Below are 22,901 nucleotides of genomic sequence, written 5' to 3' on the forward strand. Positions count from 1 at the left end.
GGGCTGTGCGCCGGCCAGCGCCGAGCACACCGGTGCGGTCACGGGGTGTGCGGCGCCCGGCGCGGGCAGCTATAGGCGAAAGGACGAACATGCGTGTCGAACACGGCGCCCGCGAGCCCCTGGCTATCGTCGGGATCGGATGCCAGTTCCCGGGCGGTGCCGACGATCCGCGCAGCTACTGGAGCCTGCTCTGCGACGAAACCGACGCCACCCGCGAGGTGCCCGAAACCCGGTGGAATGCCGAGAAGTATCACGACCCCAACCCCGGCAAGGTCGGCAAGATGGTCACGCGGCGCGGTGGCTTCCTCACCGACATCGACCAATTCGATCCGCAGTTCTTCGGGATCTCCCCGCGCGAGGCGCACCTGATCGATCCCCAGCAGCGCCTCATGTTGCGGGCGACCTGGGAAGCGTTGGAGGACGGCGGCATACCCGCGGAAAGCCTCGCCGGCACCGATGTCGGCGTATTCGTCGGCGGCTTCACGCTGGACTATCAATTGCTGCAAAACCGGGGCCGAGCCAGCCGGTACCGATTCAAGACGCACTCCGCCACGGGAATGATGATGACCATGCTGGCCAACCGGGTGTCGTTCGCCTTCGACTTCCGCGGACCGAGCATGACCATCGACACCGCTTGCTCGAGCTCCTTGGTCGCTGTTCACCTTGCCGCGCAGAGCATTTGGAACGGTGAATGCGCGCTCGCCGTGGCAGGTGGCGTCAATATCATGATTGGCCCCAACACCGCCATCGCCGAGTCCAAGAGCGGGTTCCTCAGCCCGGACGGTCGGTGCAAGGCGTTCGACGAGTCCGCGGACGGCTACGCCCGGGGAGAAGGCGGCGCGGTCGTCGTCATCAAGCCCCTCGAGCGGGCCCGCCGCGACGGGGACCGGATCTACGCCCAAATCCTCGGCACCGCGGTGTCGCAGGACGGCCACACCGACGGCATCACCGTACCCAGTGTGACGGCACAGCAAGCGGCGATCACCACAGCGCTGCGACGGGCCGGAGTCCAGCCCGCGGACGTGGGCTACGTGGAGGCACACGGGACGGGAACACCCGTGGGCGATCCCGTCGAGATGCGGGCTCTGGCCAATGCGCTGGCTCACGATCGGCCTTCGGACGAGCCACTGCTGATCGGGTCGGTCAAGACCAACATCGGCCACCTGGAGGCCGGTGCCGGGGTCGCCGGTCTGATCAAGGCCGCGCTCGTGCTCGAGCATGGGTATATCCCCGCCAGCCTGCATGCGAACAACCCCATCACCGTCGGCGACGCGCCTATCGAGGTGGCCCGGACGAGCCGGCCGTTTCCCGCCGTCCGCCGCCGCATCGCCGGAGTCAACTCGTTCGGCTTCGGCGGCACCAACGCTCACGTCGTGCTCGCCGAGCCTCCCGCTGCCGACGACGTCGCGGCTACCGACGGCACCCACCAGTGGCCGCTGGCCGTGCTGCCGATATCGGCGCGGTCCGAGGACGCGTTGCTGGCAACCGCGAACCGGTTGGCCGACCACGTCAGCGCGCACCCCGAGATCACCGCGCACCAACTCGGCTACACGCTCAGCCGCCGCCGCTCCCACCTGACCCACCGACGCGCGCTCGTCGCCGGCAGCATCGACGACGCGCTGGACCAACTCCGCGCGCTGGCCGCCGGCGGATCCGGCTCGGCGGCCCGCACGCCGGGCGACGCCCCCAAGATCGCCTTCGTGTGTACCGGCATGGGGCCGCAGTGGTGGCGGATGTGTCGTGGGCTCCTGGACGTCTATCCGGCCTTCACCGAAAGCATCCTGCGAAGCGATCGCGAGCTGTCCCGCTACACCGACTGGTCCCTGCTCGACGAGCTACGCGCCGACGAGGCCGACTCGAAAATGGCGGAAACCGCTGTCGCGCAGCCCGCGAACTTTGCGATCCAGGTGGCGCTCGCCGAGCAGCTCCGGCAGTTCGGCATCACCCCGGACGCCGTCGTCGGGCACAGCGCCGGCGAGGTGGCGGCCCATTACCTCGCGGGCGCGCTCACCTTCGAGCAAGCCGTCCGAGTCATCTACCACCGCAGCCGTCTTCAACAACGCACGACCGGGCTGGGTCGCCTGCTGGCCGTCGGCGTCGGTGCCGACGCGCTGCTGCAATCGATAGATTCCACGACGGCCGGACACCTCGGTCGGCGCGTGTCCATCGCCGCCGTCAACAGCCCGTCGGCGATCACGCTCGCCGGCGACGGTGACCTGCTGCAGGGCATCGCCCGGCAGTTGGACGCGCAGAAGATCTTCAACAGATTCCTCGACGTGAAGGTGCCGTATCACACCCACTACATGGACATGGTCAAGGACGAACTGAACACCGCCTTGGCCGGGCTGTCCTCGCAATCGGCGGTGGTCCCGCTGTACTCGACGGTGACCGGCGAGCGGTTGGACCGTTACGCCGCGGGGGACGCCTACTGGTGGCAGAATACCCGCGCCACAGTGCTTTTCGAGCCGGCCCTCAGTCGCATGCTCGAGGACGGATACAACCACTTCGTCGAGTTAGGCCCACATCCTGTGCTGGCGACGTCGATCGTCGAGATCGCCGCCGCGCACAAGGCGGACGTCGCCGTCCTGGCGGCGCAGCGGCGCAACGAGGACGACGGGCGCGCGCTGATGTCCTGCCTGGCCGCGCTGCACTGCCATGGACACCGCATCGACTGGAGCGCGCTCTACCCGCAGCAGCGGCCGGTGGCGCTTCCGTCCTATCCGTGGCAAGCCAAGCGGTTCTGGAACGAAACCGAGGAAGCCACGGAGGACCTGCACTACCACCCGGTGCACCCGTTGCTCGGGCAACCGGTGAGTGCCGTGCATCCGACGTGGGAAGTCGAGCTGAGCACCGCCACCGTGCCGTTCCTCGAGGACCACCGAATCCAGGGCAGCATCCTGCTACCCGGCGCCGTGTACGTCGAGATGGCCCTCGCGGCGGGGCAGGCGGCCTATGGGTCGGCTGATCACAGCGTCGACAACCTGAAACTTCGGCGCGCACTGATCCTCGACGACAGCTGTGATCCGATCCTTCGGACCACCCTCAACGAAGACACCGGCGTACTCGAATTCGCGGCGTTCACAGCCACTGCGGGCGGGGACCTCAAGTGGACGGTGACGGCGACCGCGGAACTCAACACGCTGCCCGCAGTGCCGGATCGCGGCGACGCCACGCCCGGGACCGGACCGGTCACCACCATCGACGGAGCGCAGTTCTACGCCCGCACCCGCTCCGTGGGAATGGAATACGGCGAGGCGTTCCACACCGTCACCGAGGTGGCGGCCGGGGACGGCTGGGCCACCGCCCGCCTCGCCGTGCCGGCCCGCCTCGGTGCTCAGGTCGGGCAATTCCGCTTTCACCCGGCCCTCATCGACGGGGCCTTCCAAACCCTGTTGGGAATCCCCCTTTTCGGTGATGATGCCGACGGCAGTGCCTACGTTCCCGTCCGGGTGCGGCGAAGCCGCATCTACTTCCCGCCCGAAGACCACATGACCGTGCAGGTGCGCATCGTGTCCGCCACCGACGACGAAATCGAGAGCGACATCGCGATCGTCGGCGCGCAGGGCCGGCCATTGGCCGTGTTCGACGGCTTCACCGTCTCGTCGCTCAGCGCGTCGTCGCGCGTGTCGCCCGAACGGGTGGACAAGGGGCTCTACGAGCTCGTGTGGACACCGACCAGCGTGAGTCAGGACGTCGGTCCCACGAGTCCCGTTGCCTCCGAGGGGATGTCGTGGCTCGTATTCGCCGACGGCGGAGGGACGGGAGCCGCACTCGCGGAGCAGCTGCGGCAAGCCGGCCAGCGGGTCCGGACGGTCGAGCACCGGCCCGTCGACGCCCTCACCCGAACCGGCGACGGATACCTCGTCAATCCCGCGCGACCGCACCAATTCCAGGACCTGCTGCGCGCTCACCTCGACGACGAGGGCAACCTCGCCGGAATCGTCGACTGCTGGCCGCTGGACATCCGGCCCGTCCCCGACGGCGCTTCTCTCGACGCCGCCGAGCGGATCCCGACGCGAGCCGAAACGAACGACAGCATCGGTGTTTTCGCGGTACTGCACCTCGTCAAGGCGCTCGCCGCGCACGACTGCCCACTGCGCCTCTTCCTGGTCACCGCGAACGCGCAACCGGCCTTAGGATCCGAAACGCTCGCCGTCGACCAAGCGGTCATCTGGGGGCTCGGCCGCGTGGTGGGCCACCAGGAGTTCGTCAAACAGTGGGGCGGCCTCATCGACCTCGACCTGGCCCCCGACGCCGACGCCGACGCGCGCCACCACGCCGCCGCACGCCTGTGTGAGTACGTCCTCGCCGAGGATGCCGAGGATCAGATCGCCCTGCGCGGCCGCTCGACGCTGGTCCCGAGGATGCGGTCGATCACCGGACTTACCAAGGCTTTCCCCACCAAGCTCGCGCCCGACGCCACCTACGTGGTCACCGGGGGAGCGGGCGCCCTGGGCCGCACGGTGGCGACCTACCTCGCGCAGCAGGGGGCTCGGCACATCGTCTTGCTGGGCCGCAGCGAACTTCCCCCCAGGAGTCGCTGGCCCATGTTGGGCCACGGCGACAGGCATCACGCCACTGTCAGCGCGATCCGGCAGATCGAAGGGCTCGGCGCCCGGGTCAGCACCGTGAGCGTCGATGTCACCGACGCCGGCCAGGTACAGGCATGGTTGCGGCGCCACGAGTCCGAGGGCGGCCGCCCGATCCGTGGCATCGTCCATGCGGCGGGCTCCGTGCACGACCAGCTGCTGGTCAACATGGCCGAGGCGGACTTCGCCACCGTCCTAGCGCCCAAGATCGTCGGAACCCGGGTGCTGCACGACGCCTTCAGAGACCACCGCCTGGATTTCTTCGTCATGTTCGGGTCCGCGGGATCGGTCATCGCCTCGCCCGGTCAGGGCAACTACGCCGCCGCGAACGCGTTCCTCGACGCCTTCGCCCACTACCGCAGGGCGGCGGGGCTGCCAGCCCTCACCATCGGGTGGGGTCCCTGGTCGGTCGGCATGGTCGAAGACCTCAAGCTCGAAAATGTCTACGCGCAGCGGGGAATCGAGCTGATCACGCCCGCCGAGGGCATCCGGGTCCTCGATCGGCTCATCAACCAGAAGGCGCCGCACGTCGTCGCCATCACCGCCGATTGGGCGCGCGCCCGGCGGGTCGGCGTCGTCGGAGCGCTCCCCCCGATGTTCTGCGAACTGGGCACGGAGCAGGCACCGACCGGTGAGACCGGTGACGGAGCGTCGGTGCTGGAGTCCCTTGCGGAATGCCCCCCAGCCGAGAGGCTCGACACGGTGGCGCGCCAGGTTCGCCACATCGCGTCGGCGGTCTTCGACTTGGCCGTCACCGAGATCGGGCCGGACGACGCCCTCGACGATCTCGGCCTGGACTCGATGATGGCGATGGATTTCCGCGCCCGAATCGGTGCGGTGTTCGCGGTCGACCTGCCGGTGCTGGAACTGCTCAGAGGTGTCAGCGTGAACTCACTGGCGGTGCGGCTGCTCGGCGAACTCGGCTTGGACGGCACCGACACGGCCAGACTCGCCGAGCCGGCCGGTCATCCCGACCCTGGCGACGAGGTCGACCGCCTGATGGAGCAGGTTTCCGAAGCCGAGCTTGCGGAATTGCTCGCCGAACTGACGAGCGGGCCCCAGGACCACGACACGGACGAGGCGCAGTCGTGACTGCTGCGGGCCGCGCCGAGTGGTGGCGATGACGCGCCCGGACGGGTCGTCCGCCGTGCGCGTCCGCGGGTTGTCGAAGGCCTACGGGCAGCTATCCGCCGTTCAGGATCTCGATCTCGACGTCCGCTACGGCGAGATCTTCGCCATCCTGGGTCCCAACGGGGCGGGGAAATCGACGACCATCGAAATCCTCGAGGGCCATCGACGACGCGACGCCGGCATCGTGCGGGTTCTCGGCGACGACCCGGGGACGGCCGGGCGGGGGTGGCGGGCCAGGATCGGCATCGTGCTGCAAGAAGCCAGCGACGCCGGCATGCTGACCGTGTCAGAGACAGTGGACATGTTCACGAAATGCTATGGCAAGGCCCGACTTCCCGAGGAGACGCTCGAACTCGTCGGGCTCACCGCGGTGTCTCAGGCGCGAGTGCGCAGCCTGTCCGGGGGTCAGCGGCGTCGGCTCGACGTGGCACTCGGCATCATCGGGATGCCCGAACTGCTCTTTCTCGACGAACCGACCACCGGGTTCGACCCCGACGCCAGGCGTCGCTTCTGGGACCTCATCAAACGTCTGGCAAGCGATGGCACGACCATCCTGTTGACCACCCATTACCTCGAGGAAGCCGCCGCCCTGGCCGACCGCGTCGCGGTTCTCGCGGGCGGCCGGGTGGTGGCGGTCGACTCGCCGTCGAGGTTGACCGCGTACGTGAAGTCGGCCGCGACGGTCCGGTGGATGGAGGGAGACGAGATGCACGAGGAGGAGACGGACCGCCCGACCGAGTTCATCAGGCAGCGGTCACAACACGGCGCAGAACTGGACCAGCTCACGGTGTCTCGACCGACTTTGGAAGACGCATACCTGCGGCTCATCGGCGAGGCGTGATGAAGGTCGGTCATGTCAAAGCTGTTGCGGCGCAGCGCCGTTCGGGGGCGCCGGTGGTAGCGCTGCCGTCGGCGATGCGAATCGGCATGTCGCGGATAGTGCCGGAGCTCAAGATGTTCTACCGGCGGCCCGAGCAGGTGGTGCTGACCTTTTCGATGCCCGCCGTCATCGGCGTGCTCCTGGGGTCGATCTTCTCGACGAAGTTGCCGCACAGCAATACCAGCACCGGGGCGGTCATCGCCGCGAGCATCCTTGCCTACGGGATCCTGTCGACCTCCTTCATCAACCTCGGCATCAGCATCGCCGCCGATCGCGAAACCGGTGCCCTGCGGCGGTTACGGGGCACGCCGACCACCGCCTCGTCGTATTTCATCGGCAAGATCTGCCTGGTCGCCGTGGCCAGCCTCGCCGAGGCCGTCGTCCTGTTGACGGTGGGTGTGTTGGTGTTCAAGCTGGCGCTCCCCACCACGGTGTTCGGCTGGTTCACCCTGGCGTGGGTCTTCCTCTTGGGCATCGTCAGTTGCTCGCTGTTGGGCATCTTCGTCAGCAACTTCGCCAGCAGCGCGGTGTCGGCGGCGGTGATCACCAACGGCCCGGCCGTGGCTTTGCAATTCGTCTCGGGCACATATGTTCCGCTGATGGCGTTGCCGGCCTGGATGCTCACCCTGGGCTCGGTGTTTCCCGTGAAGTGGATGGCCCAGGGATTTCGGTCGGTGCTGTTGCCGGCGGAGATGGCCGCCTTCGAACCGGCGGGCCGCTGGGAACATTGGCACATCTTCTTCGTGCTGACGGCCTGGACGATCGGTGGGCTGATCGCCTGCCTCGCCGTTTTCCGGTGGTCGGACAGGAGCTGACCCGCCACGGTGGAACCCTGGCCATCCATCGCTTCCGCTTTGTATGGTGCTAGGCACCTACACGACGGGAGCGATGCGGTGGCACAACGGTTGGCGGGCAAGGTGGCCCTGGTCAGTGGCGGTGCGCGCGGCATGGGGGCGTCGCACGTGCGCGCGCTGGCCGAGCAGGGCGCCAAGGTGGTGTTCGGCGACATCCTCGACGACGAAGGCAAGGCAGTCGCCGCCGAGGTCGGTGACGCGGCCCGCTACCTGCACCTCGACGTCACCAAGCCCGAGGAGTGGGACGCGGCGGTGACCCTGGCGGTCACCGAGTTCGGTGGGGTGGACGTGCTGGTCAACAACGCCGGCATCATCAACATCGGCACCCTGGAGGACTACGCGCTCTCCGAGTGGCAGCGCATCCTCGACATCAATCTGACCGGGGTGTTCCTCGGCATCCGGTCGGTGGTCAAGCCTATGAAGGAAGCCGGCCGGGGCTCGATCATCAACATCTCTTCGATCGAGGGGATGGCCGGCACCATCGCGTGCCACGGCTACACGGCCACCAAGTTCGCCGTTCGGGGGTTGACCAAATCGGCGGCGCTGGAGCTGGGGCCCAGCGGTATTCGCGTCAACTCGATTCACCCCGGCCTGATCAAGACGCCGATGACCGAATGGGTGCCCGACGACATCTTCCAGACCGCCCTGGGCCGCGCCGCCGACCCGCGGGAGGTCTCGCACCTGGTGGTGTACCTCGCCAGCGACGAGTCCAGCTATTCGACCGGCTCCGAATTCGTCGTGGACGGCGGCGTCACCGCCGGCCTTGGGCACAAGGACTTCTCGGCGGTCGACGTCGCCGCGCAACCCGACTGGGTCACGTAGCGCTGATCACCGGCGCGTCGCTCTCGGTTCGTTCGCCGGGCTTGGGCCAGGGCGACGGCAGCGGGCGCTGCCGCACCCGTTGTGGCCACCAGAACCATTTGCCCAGCAGCGCGGCGATCGCCGGCGTCATCAGCGACCGGACGATCAACGTGTCGAACAACAGCCCGAGGCCGATGGTCGTACCCACCTGACCGATGACCGTCAACTCGCTGACCGCCATCGTCATCATGGTGAACGCGAACACCAGGCCCGCCGACGTCACCACCGAGCCGGTGCCGCCCATGGATCGGATGATGCCGGTGTTCAAGCCGGCGTGAATCTCCTCTTTGAACCGCGCCACCAACAGCAGGTTGTAGTCGGCGCCCACGGCCAACAGGATGATGACCGACATGGCCAGCACCATCCAGTGCAGCTCGATGCCGATGAGGTGCTGCCAGATCAACACCGAGAGCCCGAACGACGCGCCCAGCGACAGCAGCACCGTGCCCACGATGACCGCCGAGGCGACCACACCCCTGGTGATGAGCAGCATGATGATGAAAATCAAGCACAGCGAGGAGATCCCGGCAATCAACAGGTCGTAGGCGTTGCCGTCGCTGAGGTCTTTGTAGATCGACGCGGTGCCCGCGAGATAGATCTTCGAGCCCTCCAGCGGCGTCCCCTTGAGCGCTTCGTAGGCGGCCTTGCGGATCAGGTTGATGTGCGAGATGCCTTCCTGGGACATCGGATCGCCGTCATGGCTGATGATGAAGCGCACCGCGTGGCCGTCGGGCGAGATGAAGTTCTTCATGCCCTTCTTGAACTCGGCGTTGTTGAAGGTCTCCGGCGGCAGGTAGAAAGAGTCGTCGTTCTTCGACTCGTCGAACGCCTTGCCCATGGCGTTGGAGTTCTTCTGCGCCTCGTTCTGCTGGTCTTGCAGGCCCTTCTGCGTCGAATACATGGTCAGCATGGTCGTTTTCATCGCCCGCATGTTGGCGAGCATCGGTGGCATCAACGCCGTCAGCTGGGGCATCAACGTGTCCAGGTGCTCCAACAGCGGCACCAGCTCGCCGACGTCGTCGGCCGTCGTGTCGATGCCGTCGAGGGTGTCGAACACCGAGCGCAGCGAGAAGCACACCGGGATGTCGTAGCAGTGCTTCTCCCAGTAGAAGTAGCTGCGGACCGGGCGGAAGAAGTCCTCGAAGTTGGAGATCTTGTCCCGGATCTCGTCGATGTCGACCTTCATCTGCTTGGTCTTGGCGACCATCTGGTGGGTGACATCGGCCATCTGCTGGGTCAGACTCTGCATCTTCTCCATGCTGTCGATGGTCGACTGCATCATGTCGGCCTGTTTGAGCATGTCGGCCATCTGGTCTTCTTGGTACTTCTGGTTCATCTGCTGGCTGACGCCCTGCATGCTGATCTGGAAGGGGATCGAGGTGTGCTCGATCGGCGTGCCCTGGGGACGCGTGATCGCCTGCACCCGAGCGATTCCCGGCACCCGGAAAACCGCCTTGGCGATCTTGTCGATGACCAGGAAGTCCGCGGAATTACGCAGGTCGTGGTCGCTTTCGATCATCAGCACTTCAGGGTTCATCCGCGCCTGCGAGAAGTGCCGATCCGCGGCCGCGTAACCCTCGTTCGCGGGCAGGTCGGCGGGCAGGTAGTTGCGGTCGTTGTAGTTGGTGCGGTAGCCGGGCAACGTGAGCAGCCCGACGAGCGCGACCCCGACGGTCAGGACCAGGATGGGCGCCGGCCACCGCACCACCAGGGCGCCGATCTTGCGCCACCCGCGAATACGTTGTGTGCGTTTGGGTTCCAGCGTTTTGCGGAATCGCGTCGCCACCGAGATCACCGCGGGTCCGAGCGTCAACGCCGCGCCCACGACGACCATCATGCCGATGGCCAAGGGGATGCCGAGGGTTTGGAAGTAGGGCAGGTTGGTGAAGTGTAGGCAGAAGGTGGCGCCGGCGATCGTCATGCCCGAGCCGAGCACGACGTGCGCCGTGCCCTTGTACATCGTGTAGTAGGCCTCTTCCCGGGATTCGCCGATAGCGCGGGCTTCCTGATATCGGCCGATCAAGAAGATCGCGTAGTCGGTGGCGGCCGCGATGGCCAAGGTGACCAACAGGTTGGTCGCGAATGTCGAAAGTCCGATGATCTTGTAGTAGCCGAGGAACGCCACCATTCCCCGCGCTGCCGAGAGCTCGAGCACCACCATCACCAGCGTCAGCAGCACGGTGACGATCGACCGATACACCAGCAGCAGCATGGCGATGATGACGGTGAACGTGGCCGCCGTGATCAACTGCAGGCTGCGGTCGCCGGCCACGTTTTGATCCGCCGACAACGCGGCGGGCCCGGTGACGTAGGTCTTCACCCCCTTGGGTGGGGTCAGGCCCGAGACAATCTTCTGTACCGACTCGACCGACTCGTTGGCCAGCGCCTCACCCTGGTTGCCGGCCAGGTACACCTGCACGTAGGCGGCCTTGCCGTCGTTGCTTTGCGCGCCCGCCCCGGTGAGCGGGTCGCTCCACATGTCCTGGACGTGCTCGACGTGTTTGGTGTCGGCGTCGAGCTTCTGGACCATCTTGTCGTAGTAGGCGTGGGCGTCGGCGCCGAGCGGGCTCTGGCCCTCCAACACGATCATCACCGAGCTGTTGGACTTGTACTCGTTGAAGATGGCGCCCATGCGCTTGGTCGCAACCACGGACTGCGCGTCGTCGGGCGTCATCGACACCGATCGCATCTTCCCGACCTCGTCCAGGTCGGGAACGATGACGCTGAGCACGGCGATGATCGCGATCCAGCCGAGGATGATGGGGACGGCGAATTTGCGGATCAACCGCGGAATTCGCTCCCGTACCGGCGCCTGGCTGATCGGGATGGTGTCGGTCCGCGTGTCGTCGGAGACGGTGCTCATGCTGATTTCACCAAGCAGAAGGTCAGGGCGTGTACGCCGGTGGTCGTTTTCTCGGCCTTCACCTCGTCGTCGATGGTGATGCGGCACCCCAGGAAGTCACCGTCGCTTTGCGCGGAAAGGTTCGGGAAGACCGACGGGGCGGTGGTGCTCAAGACCAGCGTCCACGGCAGCGGCGCGCCGTCGACCCGCTTCGGGTCGGCGCTCAGATCCAGGTAGTTGACGTTGGCCTCCGGCGCCGAGCCGAAGACCTCGTACTTGACCACCTTTGGCTTGAAGGGCTTGGAGTCGTCAAGCCGCGGGCTGGTCAGGATTTTGGTGTCCTGGGCACCGAAGAACGACTTGACCCGCACGACGGCGAAGCCGCCGACCACGACGACCGCCACGATCAGCAGCGGCAACCACGCGGTACGCACCAACTTGGATATCTGCACCGAGGTGATTCCCTTTCTCATCACCCACTCGTGATGCGGTCAGCGTGAGCGCCGCCCGCACACGAGGCCATGGCCACACGAGCTCCACGACTTACGTTGCACCGCAGTGTTTCTCGACGGTGACAATGATCAACGGTCGTTCGATTGCCGGCGGCGCGGGCCGCCAAGCGCACCGACGCTCACCCCCGGTGCTCTTGCCTGTTACTGCGAAACTTAGCTGAGAACCGCGAGTCGAGCATAGTACATATTCTGCATATGTTGCACACCATGCAACTATTGCTGACGGTGTTTCAAATCACTCCGTGAAGATGCTGTTGACCAGCGCCGCGGCCCGCTCGACGTGGGGCATCGGCGTGTCGGCGGTCTCGTCCGCCTCGCCCTGCGACCAGCGCTCGATGCCCGAGCGCACGGCCGTCAGGGCCAGCGCGGCGATCAACGCCACGATCTCGTCGTCAGGTTGCATGCCCTGGCGGCGCGCCACCACGTCGGTGAGGTGATTCTGGAAGCGCTCCAGGTCGGCCAGGAACGCTGCCAGGACCGCGGGGGAGGTCTTGGCCAGCTCCAGCATGTGGGCGGCATGCTCGCGGCGCGGCGGGACGTCGCGCAGATGGTGCGCCGCCAAGGTGATCAGCTCCGCCAACACCACCGAGTACCGAGCCGGGCCGGCCGCGACGAAATCGGCGACCAACTCGGGAGGAATATCGGAGGGCCCGTACGCCAGTGCCGACTCTTTGTTGGGGAAGTAGTTGAAGAACGTGCGCGTGGAAATGCCGGCCTCGGCACAGATTTCGTCGACGGTGACCTTGTCGAATCCGCGCTCCAGCGTCAGGCGCACCGCCGCGTCGCGGATGTCCGCGCTCGTCTGACGGCGACGGCGCTCGCGCAGGCCCATCTGGTTGACCACCACGGCCTCTATAGTTGCACACTCTGCATACTTTGCAGTCAAAACGTGTCCGAACGCGTCGGACCTGCCGCGGCGACGGCGACCGCGCGGGCCGCACCGGCTCGACGCAAACTGTTGCGGCGCAGCGCCTTAATCGGTGGTGTGGAGCCCGGAATCGGCGCCGGGCCCGGCGAGGGCGCCCCGCAGATACGTGCACTGGCTGTCGAAGAACCGCACCGAGACCGGGGCCTTGTCGGCGATCTGGTCGAAGGCGTGGAAAGCGCCGGGGGCTATCTCTTCGTGCACGGGCACGCCGGCGTCGCGCAGGCGCCGAGCGTAGGCCCGGGATTCCGGGTAGAACAGGTCCAGCGTGCCGACCCCGATCCAGGTGGGCGGCTGACCGGAGAGGTCATCGCGGCGCGCCGGCGCCGCGTCGCGCGGGTCGGCTCCGTCGAGGTACCACCGCCAGGCGAGTTGGTTGTCCGTTGCCGTCCACATCAGGCGCTTGCGGGCGTCGCGCTCGGCTCCGGTGCGGTCGTCGAGCATCGGATAGATCAGCAGCTGACAGGCCAGTGCCACGTCCTTGCGATCGTGGGCTCGCTGGGCCACCGCCGCTGCGAAATGCCCGCCGGCGCTGGCCCCTCCGACGCCGACTCGCGCCGGATCCACCCATGGTTGGTTGGCCAGCCACCGCAACGCCGCATAACAATCCTCGACGGGCGTCGGATACGGGTGCTCGGGCGCCAATCGGTGCTCCACCGCCGCGATCGCGACGCCGGCGCAACGAGACAATTTCCGCAGGTACTTGTCATCTTGGGCGGCGTGACCCATCACGGTGCCGCCACCGTGGATCCACAGCAGCGCGGGTGCTCGACTCGGTAGGTCGGTCGGGCGATGCAGCCGGACGGTGACGTGTTCGTTGACGGCGGCCACCGGCACGTCGCGGATCCGGCCCGCGTTGCCCATCAGATGCATGAGCTTGCGCTGCAACTTGAGACCGTGTTGCAGCGCGTAGCCGCGGGGCAGGAACCGGGCCACCGTGCGTAGGTCTGGATTGAGCGCCTGTCGTGAGGTGTAGGCGTTGTCGGGATATGCCTCGCCCATTGACCTGACCTTTGATTCGCGTGCCCGCGGACCCGCCGACCATACCGGACGAGCGTTGTCTCGGCCGGTGCGACATCCGGCCTGATTGGTCGGCACGAGCGCAGGGTATCCGCTGGCGTGTCTTCGGCCATGACAAAGATCATCAGCGTCCTGGATCCCCGCACTGGCGACACCGTCTCGCAGGTGCCGATCACCGAGCCGTCCGACTGCGATGAGGCGATTCGCCGCGCCGCCGCCGCGGCCGACGAGTGGGCTCGCACCTCGCCGGCGGATCGGGCCGCCGCCATCGCCGCGGCGGCGTCGGATGTCTATGCCGCCGCCGACGAGTTGGCTGAGCTCAACGAGCGAGAGACGGGGAAGGTGCGCGGTGACGCGCGCGGTGGCGTCGATGCCGGCATGGGAACGCTGCTGCAGTACGCCCAGCTCGGCCCGTTGCATCGGGGGCACGCGCTGCAAGGCGGCTGGTCGGCGGCGGACCTGATGATTCCGCAGCCCCGGGGGGTGGTCGCGGTGCTGACCCCATGGAACGATCCCGTCGCCGTGGCCGCCGGGTTGCTCGGTGCGGCGCTCGTGACCGGCAACACGGTGGTGCACAAGCCCAGCGAGCGCTGCCCACAGACGGGCCGGCGCTTCGCGGAGCTGCTGGCGGCGCGGCTGCCCGACGGTGTGCTGCAGATCGTCGACGGCGACGGCACGGTCGGCGCCCGGTTGGCCGAATCGGAATTGGTGGACGTGGTCGCGCACGTGGGCAGCAGCGCGACCGGCCAGGAGATCGCTCGGGTTTGCGCGCAACGGGGGGCCAAAGCGCTGCTGGAGAACGGCGGCAACGACGCGCTGATCGTGGACGCCGACGTGGATCCGGCCTGGGCGGCCTCGCAGGCGGCGTTGGGAGCCTTCGCCAACGCGGGGCAGATCTGCGTCTCGGTCGAGCGGATCTACGTCCTGCAGTCGATCGCCGACGCGTTCATCAACGCGCTGGTCGACGAGGCGTCGGCGTGGGCGGGCCGGGTCGGCCCGCTGGTCGACGAGCGACATCGCGAGCACGTGCACGCTCACGTGGAAGACGCCGTCAAGCAGGGCGCCCACGTGCTGATCGGCGGGGAGCCGGCCGAGGGGCCCGGCTCCTTCTATCCGCCGACGGTGTTGACCGATTGCTCGCCGGTCATGGCGGTGTTGCGCGAGGAGACGTTCGGCCCGATCGCGCCGGTGCGCGTCGTGCCCGATTTCGCCACCGCGCTGGCCGAAGCCGCCGACGACCGGTTCGGCCTGGCGGCCACCGTGTTGACCGCCGACATGGGGCGCGCCCAGGAGGCGTGGCGCAGCCTTCCCGTCGGGACCGTGAAGATCAACGACGTGTTCGGCGGCGCCCCTGGCGGCGCGTCCGAGCCGCGCCGCGCCAGTGGCAGCGGGTTCGGCTTCGGGCCGGAACTGCTGGACGAGATGACGGCCGTGAAGGTGGTGCACTGGTCGGCGCCGGGCCGTTCAGACGTGCGGTAGGCGAATGGCGCTACGCGGCAATGGATATGGCGTCTTAGCGCGCGTCGTTTGCTCAGTGATAGCCGCCGCGGCCCAGCATCACCCCGACATGGCGCAGCAGCGCCGCCCGGAATTGATCGGCCGACGGGTTGGGAAAGCGCAGCGTGCGCGGAATCATGCCGCCGGCCAACGACGCGAGCAATAGATCGACGATGTCGTCGGGGCTGGCGACTGGCGTGAAGACGCCCGCGTCGGAGCCGTCGATCACGGTCTGGACGAACGGTGCGCGGTAGCGCGCCCAACCCTGCTGGCTGTAGTCACGCAGTTCCTCGTCACGCATGCTGGACCGCCAGACTTCGATGAGCAGCCGATGATTGGTCAACGGAGTGTTGAGGTTTCGGTCGATCATCGCCACCAGGCGAAGCCAGGGATCGGCTTCGGCCTGGGCCACCGCCTCGAGCGCGACGACCTCCTTCTCGGTCGCGTGCCGAATCGCCTCGATCAGCATGTCCTCACGCGAACCGAAATAGTTCTGCAGCGTGCTGATGGCAGCACCGCTGGCGGCGGCGACGTCCGCAAAGCGCGTGCTCTCGTACCCGCGCTCCGCCAAGACGTCGGCGACGGTCTCGGCGACCGCGGCCCGGCGGGCTCCGCCTGCCCGCCGGGTGCGTCGCTCTATGGGCATGGGTGAATATGGTACGGCCATACCACGCCGATGCAACCTTTCACCGGCGCGGCGCAGTGCCGCGGTCACAGTGCCGGGTGCGGGGCGATGTTGTGGTTGACGCGGAACCTGTTGTCGGGGTCGTATTTTGCCTTCGCCGTTCGCAACCGGTCGTAGACGTCGGGAGCGTAGGCTCGGCGGGTTCCTCGCTCGTCGATGTCACCCGGCCCCTGGAAACTGGGGCTGCCCTGTTCGTGCAGCCAGGGCGTCAACGCCGCGATCAATTCGCAGCCGGACCGTCCGAACTCGGCTGCCGCCCGGCCCGGCGGCACGACCGTCAACCCGAACATGGCGAAGGCCGCGTCGCGGGCTCCCACGGCGTTCGGAACGGCCGGTGGCCTGGCGAACGCCCCCTGCAAGTGCCGGATGTCGACGATGTTGATCGCGCTCTGCGACCCCGGTCCCACGGCGTCGACGATCGCGGCCACCGTGTCATGAGTCAACTCGCGCAGCAGCGCGAATTGTTCGACTGCGGCCGCCGGGTCGGTCGGGTCGTTGGTGATGGTTCCGAAAGCGGAATAAGGAATGGTGGTCACAGTGTCTGCCAGCAGCGGCGCCGCTTGGCGCAGCGGTTCGATGAGCCGATCCCCGGTGGCGGCGTCGCCGACAAAGGACACGCGCAGCGAGACGGTCGGCTTGCCGGCCATGAACGGCGGAAGGCCGGGCAGCGGTGGCAGATTCAGCAGCGCGAAGCCGGTAGTGAGCTCGTCGGGCGCCGATACCGTCAACGCGCGATAGGCATCAAGGACGGGCGCGATGTGTTCACCGGCGTAAAACAACGCGCCGGCGTGAAGCTGTGTCACGGGAAACAGCGCGAATTCCATGGCCGTCACGACCCCGAAGTTGCTCTTCCCGCCGAGCAGCGCCTCGAACAGGTCGGCATGCGACTGTGGTGTCACACAACGCGACTCGCCGTCCGCGGTGACCACGTCGATCGCGCTCACATGGTCGCAGGCCCACCCGTACTTGCGTCCCAAGGTGGCGCTGGCACCGCCACTGAGGGTGTAACCGACCACGCCGACGCCGGGAGCCGATCCGCACAGCGGCGCCAAGCCGTGGGAAGCGGTGGCAGCGACGAGCTCCGCGAAGCGGATGCCGGCGCCGACGCGCACGCGGCGCTGTTCCGCGTCCACCGTGACCTCGCGCATCCTGCGCGTGGTGATCATCAGCGTCTCGGCATCGGCCGGAACGGAAGGTCCGTGTCCGGTGTTCAGGACCGCGATCTTTAGATTATGGGCGGCAGCGAAACGCACCGCGTTCGCGACATCCGAGGCATCGACAGCGCCCACGACCACGGCCGGGCGGTGGCGCACGACTGTATTGAAAACGCCTGTCTCGTCGCCGAATTCGGGGCACTCCGCCGTCAGCAGGGGTCCATTCAGACTTTGTTGCAATTGCGCAAGTGCGTCGTGCCAGCTGGGCATCGCCGGTTCCTTCCTATAGCGAATAGTGCCTCGCGGTGGGGTGTTGATCAGGCAAGGTCGTCACCGCGAAGCAAAAGGTATTGCAGTACGGTACGACCATACCTAGTTCGCGGCGCTTCGGCCAGGGATAGGTGGGGAGGGCCAAGTGGATCGCTTCGCGCGAGGTGGGCGGCTGGGCCCGCCCATGGGATTCTGATCGCCGCGGTATTAATAGGGGACAGCAGCCGCGCCCTCCGATACCGTCTGCTCAAGTGGTGACCTCTGGATTCGATTCCCGGACAACGCGATTGCGCGGCGGTCTCCTCGGATGAATCGTGATCTCGTGCCCAACGGGTCCGGCGTTTTAGCCGCCGGTGCCGGCTGCGGGCTGAAAGGTGAAGGCCGATGCAGCTATCGGGGTTCATGGTCCGGCCCTTCGTGGAGCAGGGGCTCCGCGAAGAGATCGGCGCGGGTGACACCACCGGCGGTTTCCTGGTTGAGCCGGACGACCGGAGCCAGGCCCTGATCTACGCTAAGAAGCCCGGTGTGGTGTGTGGTCTGCTGCTCGCCGAAGAGACGATCAAAGCGATCGAACCCAACGCTTTAGTCTCCTACCAGGTACACGACGGCGAGCGGGTGCAACCCGGCGATGTGCTCTTGCGCGTGCAGGCCCAGACTCTCACCCTGTTCGCCGCGGAGCGCGCCGCCCTGGACTGGATCCAACAGCTATCGGGCATCGCGACGAAAACGCGTCGCTACGTCGCCCTAGTCGAGCCGTACGGCACCCGGATCACCGACACCCGCAAGGGCGTCCCCGGCATCCGGGTTCTTCAGAAGTACGCGGTCCGCGTGGGCGGCGGCCACAACCACCTGTTCGGCCTGCACAACGCGATCCTGGTTAAGGACAACCACATCAAGGCGGCCGGTGGCTTGACCGAGGCGGTCGAGACGTTGCGGGCAAGGGCTCAGCACACGTTCAAGATCGAAGTGGAATGTGAGACGTTGAGCCAGGTGGAGGAGGCGGTCGCCGCGAACGTCGAGGTGATCATGTTCGACAACATGGACCTCGACGAGATGCGCGCCGGTATCGCGCTGGTCGGTGGTCGCGCGATGACGGAGGCATCGGGCGGCATCCGCGAAGACAACATCGTCGAGGTGGCCAAACTCGGTGTGGACGTCATCTCCGTCGGCGACCTCACCCACAGCGTCGAAGCGCTGGACGTCAGTCTGGACATCGGCGAGGTCAAGCCCAGCGCGCAGCGGTTCATTGCCGAGGCGTTAAAAGCGGACGTCGTCCGTGCCTGACGCCGCCGACTGGCGATCCACCGACGGCGGTGTGATTCCCGCGCTGGACGTGGACTCCGTCGATGCGCTCAGGCGTCTCGTCGAGGCGACCACCGACATCGACGGCATCGTGGCCTACAAGCTCGGGATCGCCGGCGCCCTGCGCCTCGGCCTGCCCGCTGCGGTCCAGGCAATCCGGGAAATATCGCACCTGCCAATAATTTACGACCACCAGAAGGCCGGGCCCGACATCCCGGATATGGCCCACCGGTTCTCGCAGCTCTGCCGCGAGGCCGGCGTCACGGCCATCGTTTTGTTCCCGCTTGCCGGGCAGCGGGCGGTAAGCGAATTCGTCGGCCAAGCGCGTGTGGCGGGTCTGACTCCAATCGTTGGAGGCGCTCTGCCCTTGCCGGAATACTTCGCCAGTGCCGGTGGCTTTGTCGCCGATGATGCGCTCGAGCGCATCTTGGGTGCGGCGGTCGAGCACGGCGCCGGCCACTTTGTCCTCCCCGCCCATGACGCCGCGGCGGTGCGCCTCCACGCGAAGGCTCTCCAGGACCGGGTCGACAGGCCGGTGTTGTTGTTGCCGGGCATCGGAGCGCTGGGAGGCAGCATTCCCGAGGTATTCGCCGCGGCGGTGGGCTGCCGCCGGTATGCGGTGGTGGGCCGCGCGATCGCCGCGGCCGACGATCCGCGCGAGGCGGCGCGCCGGCTGGGCGAAGAGGCGCTCACCGCGGCCGGCGCCAATTGAGGAGGGTACTGATGAGCTTCGATCAGACGGTCGCACTGGACTTCTCGAAGCTGGGCGGCCTGGCGCCCGTGGTGTTGCAGCACGCGGTCACTCGGGAGGTGCTCATGGTCGGGTTCGTGGACGAGGAGGCGTGGGCGAAGACGCTGAGCACCGGTGTGGTGACGCTGTTCCGGCGGACGCTCGGGCGCGTTCAGGTGAAGGGCGAAGACGACGGAAGCCCGCCGTTGCACATCCAACGCATCGCCGTCGACTGTGACTCGGACACCGCCTTGCTGGAGATCGAACCGCAGACACCGGTGTGCCACGACGGGGGCGTGACGTGCTTCAGTAAGCCGGTTGCCGTCCGTGGATGAGGCACAGGTGACGGCGTCGACGGACGTCGGCCCCGCCGGTGCGCGGCGATTCGGGGCGGCGGTCGCGGCGTCGATCGTGGGGTTCGCCTTCGACCTCTACGACCTGTTCATCCTGCTGTTCGTCGCCTCCGCCGTCAGCGAGCTCATCTTTCCCGCGCGCAGCGAAACGCTCTCGCTCGCCGCCGTATACGCCTCGTTCGCGGTGAGTCTGATCATGCGGCCCCTCGGCTCGTTTGTCTTCGGGCCGCTTGCGGACCGGCTCGGGCGGAAGCGACTGCTGCTCGTCACGACCGCGGGCGCCGGGCTTTCGACGGCGTTGATGGGTGCGGTTCCGACGTTCGCGGTGGCCGGTGCCGCAGCGCCAATAGGTTTCATCCTTCTCCGGCTGATACAGGGGTTGTTCGTCGGCGGCATCGTCGCCTCGACGCACACACTTGCCACCGAGACGGTGCCGGAAAATCTGCGCGGCGCGGTGTCGGGCTTGGTCGGCGGGGGAGGACCGGCGGTCGGTGCCGTGTTGGCCTCGGTTGCCAGCCTAATCTGCCATGCACTGTTCCCGGGCGCGCAATTCGCCGTGTGGGGTTGGCGCTTCATGTTTTTCAGCGGGCTGCTGGGTGCGGTGCTGAGCTACCTTCTGCTGCGGGGCGCCGGCGAACCCGCGTCGTGGCAAGACCACGCCGTCGCCGGCGCGTCGACGCACACGACCGTGAAGAGCCTGTTCGAGCGTGGCCGGCGGCGGACGATCCTCACCGGCGTCCTGGTGGTTTCGGGCGCCGGGACGTCGTACTACCTGACGTCCGGTTACCTGCCGACCGTGTATCAGAAGTTCAACAAACTCGACGGCGGCTTGGCGAGCGACTTCCTCATCTGTTCGAGCGTCGTCGTGGCGGTCGGCACTGTGGCCGCCGGGGCGTTGAGCGAAGTCTGGGGGCGCAGGAGGACCCTCGTACTGTTCGGTGTGATCGACCTCGTGGTGGTCCCGTCGCTGTACTGGGTGATCACCCAACTGAACGCGCAGTCCGGCCCCCTGATTTTGCTGTACTCGTTGATCCTCGTGTTCTTGTCCAATGCGATCTATGGCCCCGCGATGATCTACCTCAACGAGCTGTTCCCCACCCGCGTCCGAGCCACCGGGACCGCGTTCCTCTGGAACGGCGGCTTCGCGATCGGCGGCCTCATGACCACCTTCGTGACGTTGGCCAGTCCGACACTCGCAGACATCCCATCGCGGCTGGCTGCCTTTCTCTTCGCCTGGTACGTCATCTTTCTCATCGCCGTCCTGGTCGGCCCGGAGACCATCGGACGGCTCGAGCGGACGGCGGTCACGCCCGTGGCCGAGCCGTCACTTGCCGCGGCCGGCGAGGGTCCCGGGTAGGACCACGAAGCGACTCTCTACCCTGGCGGTCAGGTGCGGCGGCGATATCGCCGAAGGCGGTGCACCGTTGCCACCGTTGGCGAGCCGGTGGCGGGGCGCAGCGCCGCTTCCAACCGAGCTCGAACGTCGTCATCGTCGAGGTGGGCGCCGATCGCCACGAGGCAGTTGGCGACCGCACCGGGCGGCGCGGCCTCGACGTGAACGGCGTCGGCCACCACGTTGACCAGGTAAGTGGGGGTGGCGGCGCCGTACCGCACCGCCACCACACCCTTGAGCCGGTACACCCCGTCTGGGGGATTCTCCAGAAGGTCGAGCAGCGCGCCCGGGTCGACGAGGCCGGTGCTCGTCACCGTGACCGAGTCGGCGTGGGCCGAATGGTGCGCATGCGCTGAGTCGACGTCGACGAACAATTCACGCAAGGACAGCTGGCCAAGCTGGTCTCGTGGCACCGCGACGTCGTACAGCAGTTCTGGGTCGATGTTCCCGTCCATCGCTCCGATGACTGCCGCGCGTGACCCGCGTTGCTGCACCCGGTCTTTCACCCGATCGACCATCGCCGCGCGCTCGGTTTCGGGAAGTCGATCGAGTTTGTTGACGACGATCAGCGATGCCGCCGCGTAACGGGCAGGAGGCGTGGGGCCGACGTCGACGGTGTCGAAGTGCGTTGCGGCGTCGATGACGTCGACCAGCCCGCCGAACCGGACGCCCTTGACATCGCTGAAGCCGATCATGCGAGCGACGCCCGCGGGTTCGGCCACGCCACTGGCCTCGATGATGACGGCGTCGAGTTCGAGCCGTGGATCGGTGAACCTGGCCAACGCGTCGTCGATGCCGTCGTCGTCGGACAGGCAACAGATGCAGCCTCCGGCGATCGACGCGGGCTCGTCGATCTGGCCGGTCACCAGCATGGCGTCGACATTCAGTTCACCGAAATCGTTGATGATGACGCCGATCCGCGCTCCGGGACTGCGCAGCACGTGATTGAGCAGCGTGGTCTTGCCGGCACCGAGATAACCCGTCAAGCCGATCACGGGGATTGCTCGCACAGATCATCCTCCCGCTAACGTTGCAAGAACCAAAGCCTCTGTCCTGCATGTTATCGACTACCGCAGACCGCCCCGACGGCGCGCCGCCGCGCATTATTCTGCCGACAACCGAATAGGGGGCTGAACAGTCCAAAAACAGCCTCCGATAAGAGTTTTCGCCTTCGCTCTGTGAGCTCATTGGTCCTGGCACGCAGCGCTCGGTCGGCGGCAAACTAAGCCGCGTGATGGCGGCGATGCCATCACCTCTTCCGTGGCCGCATCCAGCTTGCAAGGGCGGCCACAACTGATTCCTGACCGCCGAGATTGCCAGTGGTCTCGGTTGACTGAGGAGGACACGGTGTTTGACTTCGGAGCGAGACCGCCCGAAATCAATTCCGGTCTCATGTATGCGGGTCCGGGTTCGGGGCCGATGATGGCTGCGGCCGCCGCGTGGGATGAGATTGCCGCTGAAGTGGGGGCGGCGGCGAGTGGTTATTCGTCGGTGGTGACGGAGTTGAGCGGCGGTCCGTGGGTGGGGCCGGCGTCGGCGTCGATGCTTAAGGCGGTGACGCCGTATGTGTCGTGGTTGTCGGTGATGGCGGCGATGGCGGAGGAGACGGCGAGTCAGGGTCGGGCGGCGGCGGCGGCGTATGAGGCGGCGTTCGCGATGACGGTGCCGCCGCCGGCGATCGCGGCGAATCGGGTGCTGCTGGCGACGCTGGTCGCCACTAATTTTTTTGGGCAGAACACTCCGGCGATCGCCGCCACCGAGGCCGACTACGGGCTGATGTGGGCTCAGGACGCGGTGGCGATGTATGGCTATGCGGGTGCCTCGGTGTTGGCCTCGGCGCTCGAGCCGTTCCCGGCGCCGCCGAACACCACGACCCCGGACGCCACCACCGACCAGGCCATGG

Annotated in this window: 17 protein-coding genes; 10 read left to right on the forward strand and 7 right to left on the reverse strand. The window is 67.1% G+C overall.

Annotated elements, in window-relative coordinates:
* Positions 1-89: 89 nt before the first annotated feature.
* From A5700_RS21025 to A5700_RS21040, 4 genes are all read left to right on the forward strand, one after another.
* Entirely contained in the window at positions 90-5,681 is a 5,592-nt protein-coding gene (locus A5700_RS21025) for a type I polyketide synthase (protein ID WP_068068075.1), read from the forward strand.
* Positions 5,682-5,709: 28 nt separating this feature from the next.
* Entirely contained in the window at positions 5,710-6,561 is an 852-nt protein-coding gene (locus A5700_RS21030; protein WP_068068138.1) for an ABC transporter ATP-binding protein, read from the forward strand.
* Entirely contained in the window at positions 6,561-7,415 is an 855-nt protein-coding gene (locus A5700_RS21035) for an ABC transporter permease (RefSeq protein ID WP_068068077.1), read from the forward strand. The genes A5700_RS21030 and A5700_RS21035 overlap by 1 nt, the downstream gene beginning before the upstream one ends.
* A 78-nt stretch (positions 7,416-7,493) precedes the next feature.
* The gene (locus tag A5700_RS21040; RefSeq protein ID WP_068068078.1) at positions 7,494-8,276 is read left to right on the forward strand and encodes an SDR family oxidoreductase; all 783 of its coding nucleotides are present in this window, start codon (positions 7,494-7,496) and stop codon (positions 8,274-8,276) included.
* Here A5700_RS21040 and A5700_RS21045 read toward each other — a convergent pair.
* The 4 genes from A5700_RS21045 to A5700_RS21060 form a co-directional block, all read right to left on the reverse strand.
* Positions 8,269-11,178, reverse strand: a complete 2,910-nt coding sequence (locus tag A5700_RS21045; RefSeq protein ID WP_068068080.1) for an RND family transporter — start codon at positions 11,176-11,178, stop codon at positions 8,269-8,271. The two genes, A5700_RS21040 and A5700_RS21045, sit on opposite strands and share 8 nt — an antisense overlap.
* Positions 11,175-11,630 carry an MmpS family transport accessory protein gene (locus A5700_RS21050; RefSeq protein WP_197502776.1) on the reverse strand — a complete coding sequence of 152 codons (456 nt, stop codon included), beginning with the start codon at positions 11,628-11,630 and terminating at the stop codon, positions 11,175-11,177. Before A5700_RS21050 ends, A5700_RS21045 begins: the two co-directional genes overlap by 4 nt.
* 274 nt (positions 11,631-11,904) lie before the next feature.
* Entirely contained in the window at positions 11,905-12,513 is a 609-nt protein-coding gene (locus A5700_RS21055) for a TetR family transcriptional regulator (RefSeq protein ID WP_068068144.1), read from the reverse strand.
* Positions 12,514-12,642: 129 nt separating this feature from the next.
* Complete coding sequence (locus A5700_RS21060; protein WP_068068083.1) at positions 12,643-13,596, reverse strand: alpha/beta hydrolase; 954 nt, start codon at positions 13,594-13,596, stop codon at positions 12,643-12,645.
* Between the two features lie 129 nt (positions 13,597-13,725).
* Here A5700_RS21060 and A5700_RS21065 point away from each other — a divergent pair, with 129 nt between their 5' ends.
* Positions 13,726-15,093, forward strand: coding sequence for an aldehyde dehydrogenase (locus A5700_RS21065; RefSeq protein ID WP_156671336.1), 1,368 nt, complete (start codon positions 13,726-13,728; stop codon positions 15,091-15,093).
* Positions 15,094-15,145: 52 nt separating this feature from the next.
* Here the strand turns inward: A5700_RS21065 and A5700_RS21070 are convergent, their stop codons facing one another.
* Positions 15,146-15,757 carry a TetR/AcrR family transcriptional regulator gene (locus tag A5700_RS21070; protein ID WP_197502777.1) on the reverse strand — a complete coding sequence of 204 codons (612 nt, stop codon included), beginning with the start codon at positions 15,755-15,757 and terminating at the stop codon, positions 15,146-15,148.
* A gap of 65 nt (positions 15,758-15,822) precedes the next feature.
* Positions 15,823-17,220: an FAD-binding oxidoreductase gene (locus A5700_RS21075; protein ID WP_068068090.1), complete on the reverse strand. Its 1,398-nt coding sequence runs from the start codon at positions 17,218-17,220 to the stop codon at positions 15,823-15,825.
* 384 nt (positions 17,221-17,604) lie between these two features.
* Here A5700_RS21075 and nadC point away from each other — a divergent pair, with 384 nt between their 5' ends.
* From nadC to A5700_RS21095, 4 genes are read left to right on the forward strand one after another with little or no spacing between them, the layout of a single operon-like run.
* Entirely contained in the window at positions 17,605-18,504 is a 900-nt protein-coding gene (gene nadC / locus A5700_RS21080; protein WP_068068093.1) for a carboxylating nicotinate-nucleotide diphosphorylase, read from the forward strand.
* Entirely contained in the window at positions 18,497-19,234 is a 738-nt protein-coding gene (locus A5700_RS21085) for an orotidine 5'-phosphate decarboxylase / HUMPS family protein (RefSeq protein ID WP_068068096.1), read from the forward strand. Before nadC ends, A5700_RS21085 begins: the two co-directional genes overlap by 8 nt.
* A gap of 11 nt (positions 19,235-19,245) precedes the next feature.
* Positions 19,246-19,587, forward strand: a complete 342-nt coding sequence (locus A5700_RS21090) for a phosphoribosyl-AMP cyclohydrolase (RefSeq protein WP_068068100.1) — start codon at positions 19,246-19,248, stop codon at positions 19,585-19,587.
* Positions 19,588-19,594: 7 nt separating this feature from the next.
* Entirely contained in the window at positions 19,595-20,962 is a 1,368-nt protein-coding gene (locus tag A5700_RS21095) for an MFS transporter (RefSeq protein ID WP_068068151.1), read from the forward strand.
* Between the two features lie 29 nt (positions 20,963-20,991).
* Here the strand turns inward: A5700_RS21095 and A5700_RS21100 are convergent, their stop codons facing one another.
* Positions 20,992-22,008 (reverse strand): GTP-binding protein, encoded by a 1,017-nt coding sequence (locus A5700_RS21100; protein ID WP_068068103.1) that lies wholly within the window; start codon positions 22,006-22,008, stop codon positions 20,992-20,994.
* A 337-nt stretch (positions 22,009-22,345) separates the two neighbouring features.
* Here A5700_RS21100 and A5700_RS21105 point away from each other — a divergent pair.
* A partial coding sequence (locus A5700_RS21105; protein WP_156671337.1) for a PPE family protein occupies positions 22,346-22,901 on the forward strand: 556 nt, incomplete at its 3' end.

This window comes from Mycobacterium sp. E1214 (assembly GCF_001666755.1).
GTDB lineage: Bacteria > Actinomycetota > Actinomycetes > Mycobacteriales > Mycobacteriaceae > Mycobacterium.

Bases quoted from the DNA above. Each gene is read 5' to 3' on its own strand.
- A5700_RS21025 (WP_068068075.1), top strand. From the start codon at position 90: ATGCGTGTCGAACACGGCGCCCGCGAGCCCCTGGCTATCGTCGGGATC.
- A5700_RS21030 (WP_068068138.1), top strand. From the start codon at position 5,710: ATGACGCGCCCGGACGGGTCGTCCGCCGTGCGCGTCCGCGGGTTGTCG.
- A5700_RS21035 (WP_068068077.1), top strand. From the start codon at position 6,561: ATGAAGGTCGGTCATGTCAAAGCTGTTGCGGCGCAGCGCCGTTCGGGG.
- A5700_RS21045 (WP_068068080.1), bottom strand. From the start codon at position 11,178: ATGAGCACCGTCTCCGACGACACGCGGACCGACACCATCCCGATCAGC.
- A5700_RS21050 (WP_197502776.1), bottom strand. From the start codon at position 11,630: ATGAGAAAGGGAATCACCTCGGTGCAGATATCCAAGTTGGTGCGTACC.
- A5700_RS21060 (WP_068068083.1), bottom strand. From the start codon at position 13,596: ATGGGCGAGGCATATCCCGACAACGCCTACACCTCACGACAGGCGCTC.
- A5700_RS21065 (WP_156671336.1), top strand. From the start codon at position 13,726: ATGACAAAGATCATCAGCGTCCTGGATCCCCGCACTGGCGACACCGTC.
- A5700_RS21070 (WP_197502777.1), bottom strand. From the start codon at position 15,757: ATGCCCATAGAGCGACGCACCCGGCGGGCAGGCGGAGCCCGCCGGGCC.
- A5700_RS21075 (WP_068068090.1), bottom strand. From the start codon at position 17,220: ATGCCCAGCTGGCACGACGCACTTGCGCAATTGCAACAAAGTCTGAAT.
- nadC (WP_068068093.1), top strand. From the start codon at position 17,605: ATGCAGCTATCGGGGTTCATGGTCCGGCCCTTCGTGGAGCAGGGGCTC.
- A5700_RS21090 (WP_068068100.1), top strand. From the start codon at position 19,246: ATGAGCTTCGATCAGACGGTCGCACTGGACTTCTCGAAGCTGGGCGGC.